The sequence below is a fragment of the Pseudomonas sp. PME37.24/006 genome, from assembly GCF_055556635.1.
Map to the genome: position 1 here is coordinate 893144 of NZ_JBVHNL010000003.1, position 16569 is coordinate 909712.

Annotated in this window: 13 protein-coding genes; 4 read left to right on the plus strand and 9 right to left on the minus strand. The window is 61.8% G+C overall.

Annotation, left to right across the window (positions count from 1 at the left end; all coding sequences use genetic code 11):
- The first annotated feature begins 23 nt into the window (after positions 1-23).
- The 3 genes from ACZ3GY_RS15140 to ACZ3GY_RS15150 all read left to right on the plus strand — a co-directional run bounded on the left by ACZ3GY_RS15140 (position 24) and on the right by ACZ3GY_RS15150 (position 3882).
- Positions 24-1187: a dipeptidase gene (locus ACZ3GY_RS15140; RefSeq protein ID WP_465910827.1), complete on the plus strand. Its 1164-nt coding sequence runs from the start codon at positions 24-26 to the stop codon at positions 1185-1187.
- Positions 1188-1283: 96 nt separating this feature from the next.
- On the plus strand, positions 1284-2714 hold the full coding sequence (rhlB, locus tag ACZ3GY_RS15145; protein WP_465910828.1) for an ATP-dependent RNA helicase RhlB: 1431 nt from the start codon (positions 1284-1286) through the stop codon (positions 2712-2714).
- Between the two features lie 127 nt (positions 2715-2841).
- A complete protein-coding gene (locus ACZ3GY_RS15150) occupies positions 2842-3882 on the plus strand; it encodes a DUF2157 domain-containing protein (protein ID WP_463565896.1) in 1041 nt (346 codons plus the stop codon).
- Between the two features lie 27 nt (positions 3883-3909).
- On the opposite strand, the gene ACZ3GY_RS15155 is transcribed toward ACZ3GY_RS15150, so the two are convergent.
- The 9 genes from ACZ3GY_RS15155 to bacA all read right to left on the minus strand — a co-directional run bounded on the left by ACZ3GY_RS15155 (position 3910) and on the right by bacA (position 15526).
- Positions 3910-4596 carry a phospholipase D-like domain-containing protein gene (locus ACZ3GY_RS15155; RefSeq protein ID WP_463565897.1) on the minus strand — a complete coding sequence of 229 codons (687 nt, stop codon included), beginning with the start codon at positions 4594-4596 and terminating at the stop codon, positions 3910-3912.
- Positions 4597-4605: 9 nt separating this feature from the next.
- Entirely contained in the window at positions 4606-5175 is a 570-nt protein-coding gene (locus tag ACZ3GY_RS15160) for a rhomboid family intramembrane serine protease (RefSeq protein ID WP_465910830.1), read from the minus strand.
- Positions 5172-10403, minus strand: coding sequence for a DNA repair ATPase (locus ACZ3GY_RS15165; protein WP_465910832.1), 5232 nt, complete (start codon positions 10401-10403; stop codon positions 5172-5174). Before ACZ3GY_RS15165 ends, ACZ3GY_RS15160 begins: the two co-directional genes overlap by 4 nt.
- 85 nt (positions 10404-10488) lie before the next feature.
- Positions 10489-10728, minus strand: coding sequence for a hypothetical protein (locus ACZ3GY_RS15170; RefSeq protein WP_465910833.1), 240 nt, complete (start codon positions 10726-10728; stop codon positions 10489-10491).
- Between the two features lie 71 nt (positions 10729-10799).
- On the minus strand, positions 10800-11171 hold the full coding sequence (locus ACZ3GY_RS15175; protein WP_465910835.1) for a TFIIB-type zinc ribbon-containing protein: 372 nt from the start codon (positions 11169-11171) through the stop codon (positions 10800-10802).
- Between the two features lie 174 nt (positions 11172-11345).
- Positions 11346-13397: a flotillin family protein gene (locus ACZ3GY_RS15180; protein ID WP_465910836.1), complete on the minus strand. Its 2052-nt coding sequence runs from the start codon at positions 13395-13397 to the stop codon at positions 11346-11348.
- A gap of 90 nt (positions 13398-13487) precedes the next feature.
- On the minus strand, positions 13488-14114 hold the full coding sequence (locus ACZ3GY_RS15185) for a hypothetical protein (protein ID WP_463572528.1): 627 nt from the start codon (positions 14112-14114) through the stop codon (positions 13488-13490).
- A gap of 89 nt (positions 14115-14203) precedes the next feature.
- Positions 14204-14899: a PspA/IM30 family protein gene (locus tag ACZ3GY_RS15190; RefSeq protein WP_465910837.1), complete on the minus strand. Its 696-nt coding sequence runs from the start codon at positions 14897-14899 to the stop codon at positions 14204-14206.
- A gap of 12 nt (positions 14900-14911) precedes the next feature.
- A complete protein-coding gene (bacA, locus tag ACZ3GY_RS15195; protein ID WP_465910839.1) occupies positions 14912-15526 on the minus strand; it encodes a biofilm formation regulator BacA in 615 nt (204 codons plus the stop codon).
- Between the two features lie 262 nt (positions 15527-15788).
- Here bacA and ACZ3GY_RS15200 point away from each other — a divergent pair, with 262 nt between their 5' ends.
- The gene (locus tag ACZ3GY_RS15200; RefSeq protein ID WP_465910840.1) at positions 15789-16511 is read left to right on the plus strand and encodes an endonuclease; all 723 of its coding nucleotides are present in this window, start codon (positions 15789-15791) and stop codon (positions 16509-16511) included.
- Positions 16512-16569 lie beyond the last annotated feature (58 nt).

Here is a 16569-nt window from a genome sequence, read left to right on the forward strand (position 1 = left end):
ATATCTTTCAGCGGATGCTCCCGATGCGTAAACGCCTGTTGATCGTTCCGGTTGCCCTGATCGTTGCCGCAGGTGTGTTCTTCACCTTGCCCAGCATCCTCGACCGGCGCATGAACAGCGTCGAATCACCAGCGCCTTACCCCGCCAGTGAGGCAGCCACCCGCTTGCATGACACCCTGTTCATCGCCGACTTGCATGACGACGCGCTGCTCTGGGAACGCGATCTGCTCAAGCGCTACAGCTACGGGCACTCGGATCTGCCACGCATGCTGGAAGGCCGTGTCGGCCTGCAGGTGTTCTCCACCGTGACCCAATCGCCACGCGGTCTGAACTACGAGAGCAACGCTGCCGATAGCGACACCATCACCCTGCTCGCCATGGCCCAGCGCTGGCCTCGGGCGACCTGGAACAGCCTGCTGCAGCGCGCCCTGTACCAGGCCGAAAAGTTGCGGGAAGCGACGGCAGGCAGCGATGGCCACATGGTGCTGATCAGGACGAGGGCCGATCTGGCCGCCTTCCTGCAAGCCTGGAACCAGGATCCCCGCCGTGTTGCGACCCTGCTGGCCACCGAAGGTCTGCATCCGCTCGAGGGACAACTGGCTAACGTCGACCGTCTCTACGATGCCGGCTTTCGCATGGCTGGCTTGACCCACTTCTTCGACAATGAGATCGGCGGCTCGGCCCACGGTCTGGCCAAGGGTGGCCTGACGCCGCTAGGCAGGCAGGTAATCGCCCGCCTCGAAGAAAAATCCATGCTGATCGATCTGGCTCACGCCTCACGCCCGCTGATGGATGACGTGCTGGCCATCGCCACACGCCCGCTGCTGGTCTCCCACGGCGGCGTCGAAGGCACCTGCCCCGGTACCCGCAACCTGAGCGACCGGCACCTGCGCACCATTGCCGCCACCGGCGGCGTGATTGGTATCGGCTATTGGGACACGGCCGTCTGCGCGACCTCGGTAGCCGCCATCGTCAAGGCGATTCGCTACACGGCTGATCTGGTCGGCATTCGGCATGTCGCGCTCGGCTCGGACTTCAACGGCACCATCCATGCACCTTTCGATGTCACCGGCCTCGCACAACTGACCGAGGGCCTGCTCGGCGCCGGTTTCAGTCGGCAAGAGATAGCCGCAATCATGGGCGGCAACGTCCAGCGCCTGCTGCTTGCCAGCCTGCCGCCTGGTTGATCGCTAGCCCTGAAACGGCGCTATCGGTAGGGTACTTCGCCATGTACGCGTCTTGCTTTACACTGACTGCCGTTCATTCCTTAATCAACCGACGAGATGACCGTGCTCAAAGCACTCAAAAAAATATTCGGCAAAACCGAAAATGAGCCACACAGCTCAGTCTCCACGACCCTCGAGCCCTCCCCGCCTCCCGCCAGCCCTGCTCGCGAGGAACGCCAACCGCGGCACGCGAAAGACTCGGCCGCCGCTACGCAGCCCGCCCAGAGCAAGCCGGAAAAACCTCGCCGCGAACGCGTGACCAAGCCCGTCGATACGTGGAAGCTCGAAGACTTCAAGACCGAGCCTGCGCCTGGCAAGACTCGCTTCCACGACTTCAACCTGTCACCGGAGCTGATGCACGCCATCCACGACCTCGGGTTTCCTTATTGCACGCCAATCCAGGCTGGAGTATTGGGCTACACCCTCAAGGGCCAAGACGCCATCGGCCGCGCCCAGACCGGTACAGGCAAAACAGCGGCCTTCCTGATCTCGATTATCACCCAGTTGCAGCAGACCCCGCCGCCCAAAGACCGCTACATGGGTGAGCCACGGGCACTGATTATCGCGCCGACCCGCGAGCTGGTTGTGCAAATCGCCAAAGACGCCGCCGACCTGACCAAGTACAGCAACCTGAATGTGATGAGCTTCGTTGGTGGCATGGATTTCGACAAGCAGCTCAAGCTGCTCGAATCACGCTTCTGCGACATCCTGGTCGCCACCCCGGGCCGTCTGCTGGACTTCAACCAACGCGGTGAAGTGCACCTGGATATGGTCGAGGTGATGGTGCTCGACGAAGCCGACCGCATGCTCGATATGGGCTTTATTCCCCAGGTTCGCCAGATCATCCGCCAAACACCGATGAAGGGTGAGCGCCAGACCCTGCTGTTCTCTGCCACGTTCACCGAAGACGTGATGAACCTGGCCAAGCAGTGGACCACCGACCCGGCCATCGTCGAGATCGAACCAGAAAACGTCGCCAGCGACACGGTCGAACAGCATGTTTATGCCGTGGCCGGCAGTGATAAATACAAGCTGCTGTACAACCTGATCACCCAGAACGACTGGATTCGCGTCATGGTCTTTGCCAACCGCAAGGACGAAGTGCGGCGCATCGAAGAACGCCTGACCCGCGACGGCATCAGCGCCGTGCAAATGTCTGGTGATGTGCCGCAACACAAACGCATCCGCGCGCTGGAAGGCTTCCGCGAAGGCAAGATCCGCGTGATGGTTGCCACCGACGTTGCCGGCCGTGGCATTCACGTGGATGCCATCAGCCACGTCATCAACTTCACCCTGCCGGAAACCCCGGACGACTACGTACACCGTATTGGTCGTACCGGCCGCGCCGGCAGCAGCGGCACCTCAATCAGCTTTGCTGGCGAAGACGACGCCTATGCACTGCCTGGCATCGAAGCGCTGCTGGGCCGCAAGATCGCCTGTGAAATGCCGCCCGAAGAGCTGCTCAAACCGGTACCGCGTAAGAACTGACAGCAGCCACCAAGCAGTGTCGGCCAGAGTGATTGATCGCTCTGGCCGCTCCATCTACCGCTTCATCGCGTAGCGCCCTGTGCCTGCACCGGCCGACAAGGTGTCACGCCAGTACAGGGATTCGTTCATGACACTCAAGATCGACAGCAGCGACCTGAGCCGCGCCGTCCAGGCCGGCGTTCTGCAGCCCGGCCAGGATCAGGCCCTGCTGGATTTTCTCCAGCACGACCCGCATAGCCGCCCCAGCTTTCAACTCTCCCACGTGGCTTATTACTTCGGTGCGCTGCTGATCATCGGCGCCATGGGCTGGCTGATGACCGAAGCCTGGATGAGTATCGGTGACACCGCTCTGTTGCTGATCAGCAGCACTTACCTACTGCTGTTTCTGCTCACCGGCCGCAGCCTGTGGCAGCGCGGCCAGCCGATTCCCGGCGGGCTGCTGGCAGCGGTGGCAGTGAGCATGACGCCGCTGGTGGTATTCGCCGGGCAGCGGGTATTCGGCTTCTGGCCGCTGGGCGACACGCAAACCGACTACGTCGATTACTACCGCTACATCCAGGGCGGTTGGCTGTTCATGGAGGCGGCGACCATCGTGGTGGGTCTGCTGGTACTACGCCTGATGCCCTTCCCGTTCATCGTCATGCCGATTGCCGTGGCACTCTGGTTCATGTCGATGGATCTCAGCGAGCTGCTGCATGGCGAATACTTCAGTTGGGAACAGCGCCGTGATGTCTCCCTATGGTTCGGCCTGCTGATTCTGCTCGGCAGCCTGCTGGTCGACGGGCGCAGCAAACAGGATTTTGCCTTCTGGGGCTACCTGGCAGGGCTAACCGCCTTCTGGGGCGGCCTGAGCCTGATGGACAGCGGCAGCGAGTTTGGCAAGTTGCTCTACTGCCTGATCAATCTGGGCCTGATCGGCCTCGCCGTGTTGCTGCGTCGGCCGCTGTTCATGGTCTTCGGCGCCTTGGGCGTGGCGGGTTATCTCGGCTACCTGGCCCACGACGTGTTCGAGGACTCGCTGCTGTTCCCGGTGGTGGTCAGTCTGATCGGCCTGGCCGTCATCGGCCTGGGTCTGCTCTACCAAAAACGCCGTGAAGCGATGACCAGCGCCCTGCGCCGACACCTGCCAGACAGCTGGCAGGCGCTTCTGCCAGCGCTGCGTCGCTGATCTCGGAGGCCAACTCCTCGCTACCGCTCAACCGGGGCGGTAGCGCGTCCACAGCTTGTCGAATTCCCGCGCATACTCGACGACCAGATAAGGGTCGTCGGTCACCAGCAGGTTTTCCTCGTTGCTGGTGCTCGCGCTGCGCGTCCAGTTGAAACTGCCATTGAGCAGCAGGCGGCGGTCGAACAGGGCGAACTTGTGGTGCATGTGGAAGGGGCTGTCATCGATGCGCAGCGGCACGCCCTGATCAATCAGTCGCTGGATATCGCTGCCCACGTCGAAGCGCTTTTCACTGTCACTGATGATTCGCACGGCCACGCCACGACGGTGCACGGCGATCAGTTCGTCGCTGAGTTGGTCGTCGGAAATGGTATAGACGCACACGTCCACCGACTCGCGGGCCTGCCGACACAGGTCGCGAATGCGCTGACGGCAACTCTCCCCTGGGCTGAAATGCGCCGTGGCATGCCCGCGAACCGGCGAGCAGCGCACCTCCAGGGTCTTGATCACCTGCTCCAGCCACTTCAGCGCTGGCAGCGCATTCTCTGGGTTGCCGATCAGCTCGCGGGTAAGCGCAAAAGCGCGATTACGCAGGTATCGCACCTGATCGGCCGAGAGGTCGTTGCCAAGTTCGCGTAACTCGTCACGCTCCTCGTTGCTCAGCCTGAGATCGGCGAGGCTATCGCGCAGTTGTTGGTCAAGGCGATTGAAGTCCATTTTGCCCCCTTATCGAGTACGACGTGCGCGGCGCTTCTGCCCGCCACGCTGCCATGAAGCGTAAAGGCCGCCGCACAATGCGCCGGCCAGGTGATATTCGAACGACACGCCCTGCTGCGGCAGCAGGCCGAAGAAGAAGCCGCCGTAGAGCACCAGGGCCAGGGCCGCCAGCAGCAGATCCGTGAAACTGCGACGGAACCAGGCGCGCCCCAACAGCAACCCCCACAGCCCGAACAACCAGCCGCTGGAGCCGACATGAATGCCCGGGCGGCCAAACAGCCAGACAAGCAGGCCACTGGCGGCGACGATGAACAGGCTGGCGCGAATGAACTCGCTGCGCGACTCCAGCAGCGCCAGCGCGCCCAGTACCAAGAAGCCGCTGAGATTGCCGAACAGGTGCAGCCAACTGCCGTGCAGCCAGGGCGCCAGAAGCACGCCGGGGAGCGCTTCCAGCACCCGTGGAATCAGCCCCCAGCGGTTCAGGCTATAGCCATCCAGACTGTTGACCAGTTGCAGCACGACCATCAGCGCGGCGATGCCGAGCAGCAGTTTAAGGCGCGGCAGCAGCCAGAGGGTCACGGCGTGTCGCCGCCCTGCCCCATCAGGCGAGCGATCTCACGCAACTGGCTGGCCATGTCGCCCATGCGTTTGTGGGTACCCAGGTCGATATCGATCTTCTTGTCCATGGCATTGATCAACGGCACCACGCCGTCCTGCAAGCCATCGGCGAGGCGTTCGAGCAACGCCTGTACCCCCGGCTGAGGCGCGGCCTGAACGGCGACCTTTACCGACGGTTTCACCTCGCGAAGGCGCTCAAGCCCAGCCAGCAATTCCTGCCACGGCACCTCGGCCGTAGCGGGCTTGCTCTCGCCCAGGCGGCTCAGGCCACGCACACCCTCGACCAGGTCGTTGAGTTGCGCCACCACGCGCCCGCCAATGTCGGAGTCGCTGCCGCCCATGGCTTTGTTGCGCATAAAGTCGCGCTTGATCTGCGCCCAGCGCTCGAGCTGTTCGGGCGTCTGGTTGCCACGCAGCTCGGCGAGCTTGAGCAGGTTTTCCTCGGCGCCGGTGGTCAGCAGCTGCGATTCGCCCTGGTAGTGATCGGCGATCAATTGCAGCAGCTCGGCGTCGTTCATCACCGAAGAGATCTTCTCGGCCATCTTGTTCATGTTGCGGTAGCTGCCCTGCAGCTTGAACGAGGGCTCGGTACGGTACTCGTTGGCCTGGGCAGCACTGGCGATGTACTGCTGATTGACCTTGAGCACCACGTCGCGCACCTGCATCAGGCGCTGCAGGGTGGAGACGATCTCGTTGACCTCGGCGCCGCTGTAACCGTGGCTCAGTTCGTTGCTGGAGAACGGCTTGCCTTCGGCCTTGGCGACGAAGCGATAGACATCGGCCATATCGCGGGTGGCCAGCGGCGCCAACACCGGATTGGACGTCAGGCCGTTCTCGATGTAGCTGAGCGCGAAGGCCTCTTCCATGCCGCCCAGGGTATCGCCCAGGTTGTAGATATCCGCCCGGTTGGCCAGCATGTCAGGAATCTTGAATACGTCGCCGGACTCGGTATAGGGGTTGCCCGACATCACCACGCAGAACTTCTTGCCGCGCATGTCGTAGGTCTTGGTGCGGCCCTTCCACACGCCCTCGATGCGTCGGGTACCGTCGCACAGCGAGATGAATTTCTGCAGAAATTCCGGGTGGGTGTGCTGGATGTCGTCAACGTAGAGCATCACGTTGTTGCCCATTTCCAGCGCTAGGTTGAGCTTCTCCAGCTCCTGGCGGGAAGTGGCGTCAGGAGCCTGAGCCGGGTCGATGGAACGCACCTCGTGACCGAGGGCCGGGCCGTTGATCTTCATGAAGATCAGACCGAGACGGTGAGCCACATACTCCATCAGGGTGGTCTTGCCGTAGCCAGGCGGCGAGATGAGCATCAGCAGGCCCATCAGATCGGTGCGCTTGCTTTCGCCCGCGGTGCCCATCTGCTTGGCCAGGTTGTCGCCGATGACACCCAGGTATACATCGTTGATCAGCTTGTTACGCACGAAGGAGGACAGCGGCCGTGGCTTGAACTCGCTCAGGCGCAACGCATCGCGCTCGCGATTGACCACCTCCTGACGCAACGCCTGATAACGCTGCAGAGCCGGCAGGAAGGTCTCGCGGTGGTGACGCAGGCGCTGGAAGAAATCGTCCAGAGCGAACGCCAGGGTGCCTTGCTCGATACGTGGATGATCGCCGAGCAGGCCATCGACCCGCACCTGCAGATCCACCTCGGTGACACGAACCGGCAGCTCGGCATCGATCAGGCCGAGGGCCACGGCCTCGGGTACATAGGCCTGGGAGGCCGCACTCTGCTCGGCGCAATACGCACGCAGCCAGTTCTCTGCCAGTGCCCAGCGTTGATCGGGCCTTCCGCGCAGGCGTTCCTGAGCCTGCAGATAGCCGTCCCACATGTGTGCGGTCTGCAGGTGCTGGCGCAGGCCGTCGAGCAGATCGCGGGCGTACTTGCTGACCACGAACTCGACGCGCTCGGCAGCCAGCTCTTCGACCAGATACTCGGCAGCCTCACGCAACAGTGCCGCCTCGAACTGCATTGGGTGGCGTGCCAGGAAACCCTGCATCGCCGCCAGCACTTCAGCACGCAACTGCACCAGGCCTTCATCGCGACCGAACAGCTTGCGGATGTTGGCGCAGGTGTGGGCGCGCTCGGCCCAGTGGGCGGCGTCCATGTCCTCGCGCCAGCGGTTCCAGAAGAACAGTGCGAAACCACGGGCCAGAGGCGTGTAGGTCAGCAGCCCGGCGCCTTCGCGCAACGCCAGCAACCTGAGCAGGATGGCCATGGCGTCCTGGTCGTGAATGCCCTTCTGGTAGCCTTCCTTGTAGCGCGGGGCCGCGAACTCGCGAATGCGCTTGATCAGTTCCTCGGGCTGGCTCATCTGCACCTTGAGCAGGTCGAGGCTGAGCCCCTCGGCGTTACGCACGGCGGCGTCGAGCACCAGACCGGCGAGGAACTCGCCGCGATACAGCGCGGCCGATTCCGACTCCAGCGCCACCTGCCAGTAATCGCGCAGCGACTCCAGTTCGCGGTCGTGGAGGGGTTCGAGAAAATCGGTGCCGGTCAGGTGCAGGAACAGCGCGTCGCCACGGGGCAGCAGGGTCAGATCCAGCTCCTGGGTGTTGACGGCGAAGCGGTGGCGCGGCCCCAACTTGATGACATCACCGCCCTCTTCGAACAGTTCGCTCTTGTCGCGCAGTGCACGCACGGCCTGGTCCCGGGCGCCCTTCAGACGCGCCTCGACATCATCGGCCTTGACGCTGTCCTTGAGCTCGCGCAGGCGTTCGGCCAGTTCACGCAGTTTGAGGATCAGCGGGTCAGCGGCGAAGAACGCATTCAGTTCCTCGGCCTGGTCGAAACGCGCGGTGCGGCGGCCCAGGCTGTCGAGAATACGCCGGGCGGCATCGAGCAAGGCCTGAGCCTTGCGCTGACGCTCGTCGAGCAGGGTCTGCTTGTGGGCCTCGAAGGTTTCCAGCAGCTCCTCGCGCTTGGCCAGGATGTCGCCGAGAAACTGCTCGTGGTCGCCGAACTGACTCTCCAGTTCTTCAAGCTGCACCAGCAGGCGCGACAGTTGCTCGTCGCAGCGCTCGGGATTCTGGGCCAGCGCCAGGGCGTTGGTGATGCTCTGGCTGAACAGCTTGAACTGGGCACCGAACTGCGCCACGGTTTCCGTCGAGCCAAGCCCCTTGCGGCGCTGCTCGGCTCGCGCCTTGGCCTGGTTGAGCTTGGCGTACACCTCGGAAATGGCGTCGACGATGCGAGTCCGCTCGGTAGCATCGTCGATCTGCAGCGAGGCCATCAGCCCGGAGAGCATGTCCAGGTTGGCGGCCATCTCGCCCAGTCCCGCCAGGGGTTCGGCCAGCTGCGCCACGGTCTCGGCTTTCTGCGCCTGGGCATCGAGTGCCTGCAGGTTATCGTGATACGGCTGTAGCGCGGCATCGCCTGCCAGGTAACGCGAAGTGGCGGCGGCGGTCTGCTCGCGGGCTTCGAGCAGAGCCTGTTCCATGGCGTCGATACGCGCCACGTCGATGTAGCGATAATCGCGGATGGTCAGCAACTGGCCGCGCTGGGCGGTGATGGCGTTGAGTGCCTCGACGTACTGCTCGACCTTGTCCCAGCTCTCCGAGCGTAGGCTCTCGAGCAGCGCTTTCTGGCGACTTTCCGCACTGGCCATGGCCGTGGCCGACTGCTGGCGAATGCTCTCGACCTTTTCGAACTCGTCGAGCACCAGCTCGCCGGTCGCGGCAATCTCGCGCAGCAACGGTGCCATGCCCGCGCACTGCGGATCACTGAGCCAGTGATAGACGTCGAACAGCCGCCGGGTGTTCTGACACAGCAGGGTGTAGCGCGGCACCGAGACTTCGCGGCTGTCGATCTCGCGGCTGAGGTTGAACAGGTCGGAGACGCCGCGTACCAGCTCGGCATTGCCGATTCGCCCGAAGAAACCGCTACGTGCCGGCTGACGGGCGGCGTACTCCTCGCTGCAGAATGGCGTTTGCCAGATCTGCATGGGGTGGATGCGCGTCGGCTCAATGCCCTCGGCAGAAAAGATCACCATGCGCCCGTCTTCCAGGCGCGCGTAGCCGTGGCCGAAGATCGGGTTCTGCAGCTGCCGGGTGACCATGTTGTAGGTCAGCAGTACCGCCCGGCCTTCGCCCGGGTGGTAGAAGATGTACTGCACGTCCTCGCCATTGGGCGAACGCACCGAGCGCTTGAAGCGCATGCCGGCCATCGACTGCTCGAAAGTCTTGTGTTCACCGTTCTGCAGGTAATAACCGCCGGGGAAGATGATGCCGTGGTCTTCGGGTAGCTGCACGCAGGCCAGGCCGATGGCATCGATGCGCTCGACCTTGCGGGTCAGGCGGTTGAACACCAGATAGCGCCACTGCTCCTCGCGGTACGGCAGGATCTTCAGCAGAATCAGGCTGCCCAGGGCAGCGAATTCGACCTGGGCATCGTCCAGCGACTGGGTCTTGTCCACCACCTCTTCGCGGTAGATGCCCTCGCCCTTCTCGGTGTTGTTCTCGACCTTGATCGTCAGGTCGCCACCGATGGTCTCGACGAATACCGTGTCGAGGATGTTCAGGTGCGGGAAGCGCCCGTTGACGGTCATGTCACGGGTGGTTTTCTGCCATTCGAAATCGAACGGCGCCGGCAGAGCGATATCGCGCTCGCCGCGGTTGTCGATGTAGCGCACGTCCTTGCCGTCGAGTGACAGTGACCAGCGAAACACGCGAATGTCGGTGATGCGCTCGCCGATCTGGAAGCTGGCCAGCAGCTTGCCGTCACGGATCGCCAGCTGCAGCAGCCGGGTGTTCTTGTAGTAGGTGTAGAGCTCGTTGAAGTCGTTGACGAAGCCGCTCTGCGCCAGGAAGGAGCCATCGAGAGCGATCGACTCGGCCTCGTAACCCTCCGGACCTTCCACCAGCCGATAAAGCGAGAACACGTCGGCGACTGCGGTTTCCTTCTTCAGGCCGAGGAACACGTTGTAGCCGAACAGCAGCCAGTCGCCGACCTGGACGATATCGCGGGCGATGCAGTTGTTCTCGGTACGGATACGAACCCGACCGGTCACCTCCATCTGACTGCTGCCGAACTCCTGCAGACGCTGCTCGTTCAGTGCCTCGGTATTCTGCCGCAGGCGCAGCCCCTGCTCCTGCAGACGCTTGTGCAGCACCTCATAGGCACCGCCTTCGGCAACGGCTTTGTCGAGAATGTCCTGCTGGGTGTTTTCGGCTTGGGCGTCCGACATCGTGGTCTTCCTGAATCTGCGCTGTCTGCAAGCAAAAGCGCGCCTACCGCGAGAGGCCGGCGCGAAAAGCGATTTCTAGCGGTGCTCAGGCACCGATCTTGCGAGCGATCTCGGCGAGTTTCTCGCGCATCGCGGGGTCGAGTTCTTCCGGCTTGATGCGGGCGATGATCCGCGTCAGCACACGAATCTCGTTGTCATCGATCACGCCGTCGCGCTCAGCGATCGCCAGCAGCGAGCCCAGTTCGTCTGCATCCAGACGGCCATCGTCGGCAAAGCACTGGATCGAACGAAAGGTCATTTCCAGATGATCTCTTGGTTCTGACATACAAGCTTCCTAATCGGGGGAATACATTTCTTTAGCGCTGGCGTGCGCCTGCGCCCACAAAAAACGGACGCCTAGGGGCGTGCCGTTAACGAGAAGCGCTTGAAGAAGTCACTCAAGGTCGTCGATGCCAAATCGCGAAACTCGCCAGCGTCAAAAAAACTGCCAAAACAAGTTGGGCAACGCTCGAACCAAATATGCGGCTGGCCAGGGTCGACCATGCGCGTCATCGGGCTATTGGCACACTCCGGGCAATTGATACGGTCGTTCGTGTTCTGCGAGCGCCCCAATTCGGCGCTGCCTATATCAAGCTGCTTGGCGTAGGGCTTCAGGTCTTCGTGTTCGAGCATGTTGAACCACAGCCCTTTACAGGCAACGCAGCGGTCGATCACGCCATCCTGCGTCGGTACTTTTTCCATCGCGGCCTGGCATTTTGGACAGTGCATGTAATTTCCTTATTAAGTGAAGATGGGCATAGCGTCACTGGAAAGCACGACAGCAGCTCGCGTCGAGGAATCGCAGCGCCTAACCGCCCACTTTAGTTTCAGAGGGAGCCCCCTAGAATCCAATCGTGCCTCACTCGCACCCAGCAACACTCCGTACGCCGGGTGCGAGTTCGGTCAGGTATTGGGGCTGTCTACAGCATCCGCCGCTTTGCTTTCGCTGCCGCGACCGTTCAGCAGTCGTGCCAATACGTCCTGAACCACCGGGCTCTTGCCGACCACACCCTCGATGGCCTTACCCACCGACAGCGACTTGGCGAACGAGTTGAAGAAGTCGCCTTCGCCGCCGACGATCTCGATCTTCGCCTTGGACAGCGCCGCCGAGAGCACCTCGGCCTGATCCTTGGCGATTTCCTTGTTCGCCGCGATGGCGGCCATGGCTTCCTCGAAGCTCTTCTCCAACTGCATGCGGAACTCTTCGTGCTGACGGGCGTTGTCGCTGAGCGCGTCGAGGGCACCGAACTTCTTGCCCAGGCCTTCCGCTTCGGCGTTCAGACGCTCCAGCAATACCTGCGCCTCGGCCATGCCCAGATCCTGGGTCGCCTTGGCCTTGGCCACACCGAGCTGCTCTTCGCCTCGTGCCTGCGCGCCGAGCTTCTCTTCCAGCACCTTGGCATCGGCCAGGCCGTCCTTCTCTTTGGCTGCCGCCTGCGCTTCGGTCACACGAGCCTGGGCCAGGCCCTTCTCCTGCTCGCCCTTGGCTTCGGCAATCAGACGTTCGGCCTGCACACGAGCCTCGGCAAGACCTTCCTTCTCCTTGGCCGCAGCGGTGACTTCACGCACCCGCGCATCGGCCAGACCCGGCGCAGCGCGCTCGGCTTCGATACCTTCGGCGAGCTTCTTCTTCGCCTCGGCGCTCTTGGCAGCAGCCTCCAGCTCGGCCTGGGCGAGGTTGTTGATTTCCACCGCCTTGTGCTTGGAACGGGTTTCGTCCGCTTCGGCCTGCTTGACCTGGCGCACCAGCTCCTGCTCGGCTTCGGCCTGGGCATTGATCACGGTGACCTGCTTCATGCGCTCGGCTTCGGAAACCTCGCGGACTTCCTTGATGCGCTCTTCTTCCTGAGCCACGGTCTTCTCGACCGCAACCCGCTCGCGCACCACGCTGGCGATGTTCTTGCGCTCTTCTTCCAGTGCCTTTTCCTTCTCGATGCGCTGCAGCTCGACTTCGCGCTCGCGGGCCACCACCTCCAGATCCTTGGCGCGAGTGACTTTCTCCACCTCGATGACCACCGCACGCTGGCGGTTCTGCTGCGCCACTTCCACTTCGCGCTGATGATTCTCGGCGCGGATATCCAGCTCCTGCTGGGTCTGGATACGCGCCTGCTCGGCCTTCAGACGCTCTTCTTCCTTGACCTTGAGGGTCTCCGCCTGTTCACGGGCCTGGATGGTTTCGATCTCGCGTTTCTGGCGTGCTTCGGCATCGGCCTGCTGACGCTCGAGGGCCAGCGTCGCCTCGCGGGTTTCGACGTTCTTCTTCTTGATCGCCAATTCTTCGTTGCGCTCCAGGTCATTGGTGATGACGTTCTGCGCAGCGGTCAGCTGGGTGATCTTGCGGATACCCTCGGCGTCGAGAATGTTGCTCGGATCCAGAGAGCTCTTGGCGGTCTGCTCCAGGTAATCGATGGCCACGTCTTCGAGCACGTAACCATTGAGGTCGTTGCCGATCACTTCGACGATGCGATCACGAAATTCCTGGCGGTTCTCGAACAGCTGGACGAAGTCGAACTGCTTGCCGACGGTCTTCAGGGCTTCGGAGAACTTGGCGTTGAACAGCTCGTTCACCGCCGCGCGATCGGAGGCACGCTCCACGCCGATGGCCTTGGCGACCTTGAGCACGTCTTCCTGAGTCTCGTTGACGCGCAAGTAGAACGCCACGGTGATGTCCGCGCGCATGTTGTCGCGGCAGATCAGCCCGTCCTTGGCGCGGCGGTCGACTTCCAGGGTGATCAGGGAGATCTTCATGAACTCCTTGAGGTGGATGACCGGGTAAACCAACGCGCCGGTGAAGTGCACCTTGGGCGTCGACGACATGTCGTTGACGATCAGCGCGGTTCCCTGGGGAACCTTGATATAGAAGGCCTTGAACAAGGCCAGCAGCCCGACGATCAGCAGGACGACCAGGCCAACCCCGACCAGCACGGGAATCAACGACGGTGGAAGGTTATACATTGCGCTCAATCTCCTTTGAGGCGGATGGAACCGGCTGAAAGCTGGATCACGGCCTGCCGAACTGCTGCCCGGCAGACGCTGATCAGCGCATCAGATACCCCGGAACTCTTCTTCAGTTATCACCCGGTAAGCATGTTGCGCTTCCAGGTATTCCAGTAAAACGACACGGTCGCCACGCTTGAAGCCCAGCTGTTCGTCGGCCCGAACCCGCAGGATCAGCCCGGCACCACCATCTTCGAGTACGGCCTCGCCATGGCTGGCAGTCACCCGACCACTACGCACCACGGCGGTCTGACCGAGCACACTCTTGCTGCTGGTCACTTCCAGCTTGAGGAACAGCGGGCGCAGCGGCGCGCACAGCAGGCGAGTCGCAGGCACGGCAAGAAACAACGCGACCACTGCCACTAGCGCGCCCAGTGGGTAGCGCAGCCACTCCAGCGGCAACAGGCCGAGAAGCCAGAGGTCGGCGAAGTAGCTGATGAACCAGGCGAAGAAGAACAGCAGGGTCAGTACCAGGGTAAGCGGTACGTCACGCAGCTTGAGCTTGGACAGGAGTGCCGCAGCCGGACCTTCCAGTGCGGAGTCGGCTTCGATGTCGAGCACGTCGATCTCGATCAGGCCAAACGCGACGATGACCCAGTACACCACTGCCAGACACAGCAGGAAGCTGAAGATGACAGTGGGGAAAGCCAGCGAGATCTGCAGGAAGATTTCCATGATTTCCTATCCCTGAAAAACATGGCGGAGCCTGTTGGCCCCACCATTCATGACGTACCACAGCCACGTACCGTGGCTGGCCCGATGAATCAGGGCTTGGCCTTGTCCTTGAGACGCGCCAGCACGCTGTCGGCACTGGTCTTGTCGGCGACGATACCTGCCGCACGCAACTTGGCATCCAGCGAGTCATCCGGGTTGGACGCCTCTGCCAGCTCGGCCGCGGCTTCCATCTTCGCCGCACGCTCGGCCTGCTGCTGTTTGATGCGCTCCAGCGACTCGACCGCAGTATGCAGCTTGGCCTGGGAACCACCGTAGCGCTGAGCCACGGCCATCTGCGCCTTCTGCACGCTTTCGGTCGCCTTGACCGTGTCCACCTGCTGCTTCAGGCGCTTGATGTTGGCCTCGGCCTGGCTCACGGCCTTGCGCAACTGCGCCACGCTGGCGGCATAGCCATCAGCCTGCTCACGATCGCTGGCCAGCTCGATTTCCAGGTTGGCGATCTTGCCGGCCACTTCGCCAGCCAGTGTCTCATTGCCCGCCTCCAGGGCCTTGAGCGCGTACTGCTCGTACTCGGTGACCTTGGCTGCGGATTTACCGGCACGTTCGGCGGCAAGCTTCTGCTTGGCCATGATCTCGGCAAGGGCTTCCTTGGATTTGCGCAGCTCGACATCGGCGTCGCGGATTTCCTGATCGAGAATGCGCAGAGCCTGCCCATCGACCAGCGTATCACCCAATTCGTTGGCACCGCCACGCAGCGCCGTCAGCAATTTGCTCCAGACGTTCATCAGCGTTTCTCCTTATGCACTGGCCTTGAGGAAGTCTTCGTAGGCTTCGGTCGCCTTGATGACGTTGTCTGCCAGGGTTTCGATCTCCAGCACCACGTTGGGCAGGATCGAAGAGGCACTCAACGCACCGAACATGGTGTAGCAGGCCTGCCCGTCGGGCAGGGTTTCGAGGCCGACGCTGGAGAGCGGAAAAAGCTTGTGGCTACGCAGCACTTCCTCGTTGAAAGCGGCAGTATCGCGCACATCAGTGGCAGGCCAGAGCAGCGCCTCGACGATGATCTGATCACCGAATACCGCGATGAACAGCGGCAGATCACCATAGTCCTTCATGGTCACGTGCAAACTGGCATCGGCGCCCTGAATCAACTCGACGGCTGCGCGGCCATCAGCAAACGGCTCTGCCCCTGAAAGCGCATCCAACAACGTTTGTGCAGTCCAAACCTGAGGCATGCTCACCCCCTCCTCCATTGAAGCCAGCTCCGACTGAGGCTGGCGCAGTTTCCGTTCGACCGCCGAGAGCCGCTGGGCATGCTCGGGCAGTATCCAGACTTCCTTTTTCACCAGACCCTGTTCGCGCAAACGCTGGCGAAAGAGACGCTGGTAATGAGCTGACGATTTGTTTTCCATGAAACGCAGACTAGATCATCACATGTGATATTTCAATCCATCACATGTGATTAATTTCAGTCTTGCCAAACAGGCCCGAAATCATAAGAAGGGAAAGACGACGCGGAGAAAATCCCAGCAATTAAATCGGCTCCACGAAGAAAAATCCGCCGACCCTTTCGCAGTTGCGCAAAAGCATACAGGCAAAGGGCGCGCCATCAATTGGCTAGCCTTGGCATCCGGCAGCGAACCGGTATGATTCGCCCCTTTTTCGGAAAGCCGCATGTCGTCCCGCAGCCTCCTCGCTCTGCTCTGCATCACCCTATCCACCCCTCTCCTCGCCGCACCGCCGCAAACCTTCAGCCAAGCCAAGAAGATTGGCTGGAAGCTCTACGAACGTCAGTCGGTGGAGTTCTACTGTGGCTGCAGCTTCAGCGGCAACCGCGTCGACCTGAAAAGCTGCGGCTACACCCCACGCAAGAATGCCAACCGCGCATCGCGGATCGAGTGGGAGCATATCGTCTCGGCCTGGGAAATTGGTCATCAGCGCCAGTGTTGGCAGAACGGCGGCCGCAAGAACTGTAGCAAGAACGACAACGTATTCCGTCGCGCCGAAGCCGACCTGCACAATCTGGTGCCCGCGATTGGCGAGGTGAATGGTGATCGCAGCAACTACGATTTCGGCTGGTTACCCCAACAACCCAGCCAGTACGGCGCCTGTCCGACAGTGGTCGACTTCAAGGCACGCAAAGTCATGCCGCGCAAGGAAGTGCGCGGCATGATTGCCCGCACCTACCTGTACATGAGCGACCGCTACAAGCTCAGGCTGTCGAAGCAAAACCGCCAGCTGTTCAGCGCCTGGAACAAGACCTACCCGGCACAAGCCTGGGAACGCCAACGCAATCAACTGATGGGCTGCGTAATGGGCTGGGCCAACACCTATGTCGGGCAACTCAACAAGAGCCTGTGCAAACAGGCTCCCATGGCAGCCAAACGCCACACCTAACAGCAATAAAAAAGCCGGCACCTTACGGTTACCGGCCTTAATAGTACTGAAAGCGCTT

Coding starts and splice junctions, on each gene's coding strand:
- ACZ3GY_RS15140 (WP_465910827.1), top strand. CDS start 24: ATGCGTAAACGCCTGTTGATCGTTCCGGTTGCCCTGATCGTTGCCGCA.
- ACZ3GY_RS15175 (WP_465910835.1), bottom strand. CDS start 11,171: ATGCACTGTCCAAAATGCCAGGCCGCGATGGAAAAAGTACCGACGCAG.
- ACZ3GY_RS15200 (WP_465910840.1), top strand. CDS start 15,789: ATGTCGTCCCGCAGCCTCCTCGCTCTGCTCTGCATCACCCTATCCACC.
- rhlB (WP_465910828.1), top strand. CDS start 1,284: ATGACCGTGCTCAAAGCACTCAAAAAAATATTCGGCAAAACCGAAAAT.
- ACZ3GY_RS15190 (WP_465910837.1), bottom strand. CDS start 14,899: ATGAACGTCTGGAGCAAATTGCTGACGGCGCTGCGTGGCGGTGCCAAC.
- ACZ3GY_RS15185 (WP_463572528.1), bottom strand. CDS start 14,114: ATGGAAATCTTCCTGCAGATCTCGCTGGCTTTCCCCACTGTCATCTTC.
- ACZ3GY_RS15155 (WP_463565897.1), bottom strand. CDS start 4,596: ATGGACTTCAATCGCCTTGACCAACAACTGCGCGATAGCCTCGCCGAT.
- bacA (WP_465910839.1), bottom strand. CDS start 15,526: ATGGAAAACAAATCGTCAGCTCATTACCAGCGTCTCTTTCGCCAGCGT.
- ACZ3GY_RS15180 (WP_465910836.1), bottom strand. CDS start 13,397: ATGTATAACCTTCCACCGTCGTTGATTCCCGTGCTGGTCGGGGTTGGC.
- ACZ3GY_RS15150 (WP_463565896.1), top strand. CDS start 2,842: ATGACACTCAAGATCGACAGCAGCGACCTGAGCCGCGCCGTCCAGGCC.
- ACZ3GY_RS15165 (WP_465910832.1), bottom strand. CDS start 10,403: ATGTCGGACGCCCAAGCCGAAAACACCCAGCAGGACATTCTCGACAAA.
- ACZ3GY_RS15170 (WP_465910833.1), bottom strand. CDS start 10,728: ATGTCAGAACCAAGAGATCATCTGGAAATGACCTTTCGTTCGATCCAG.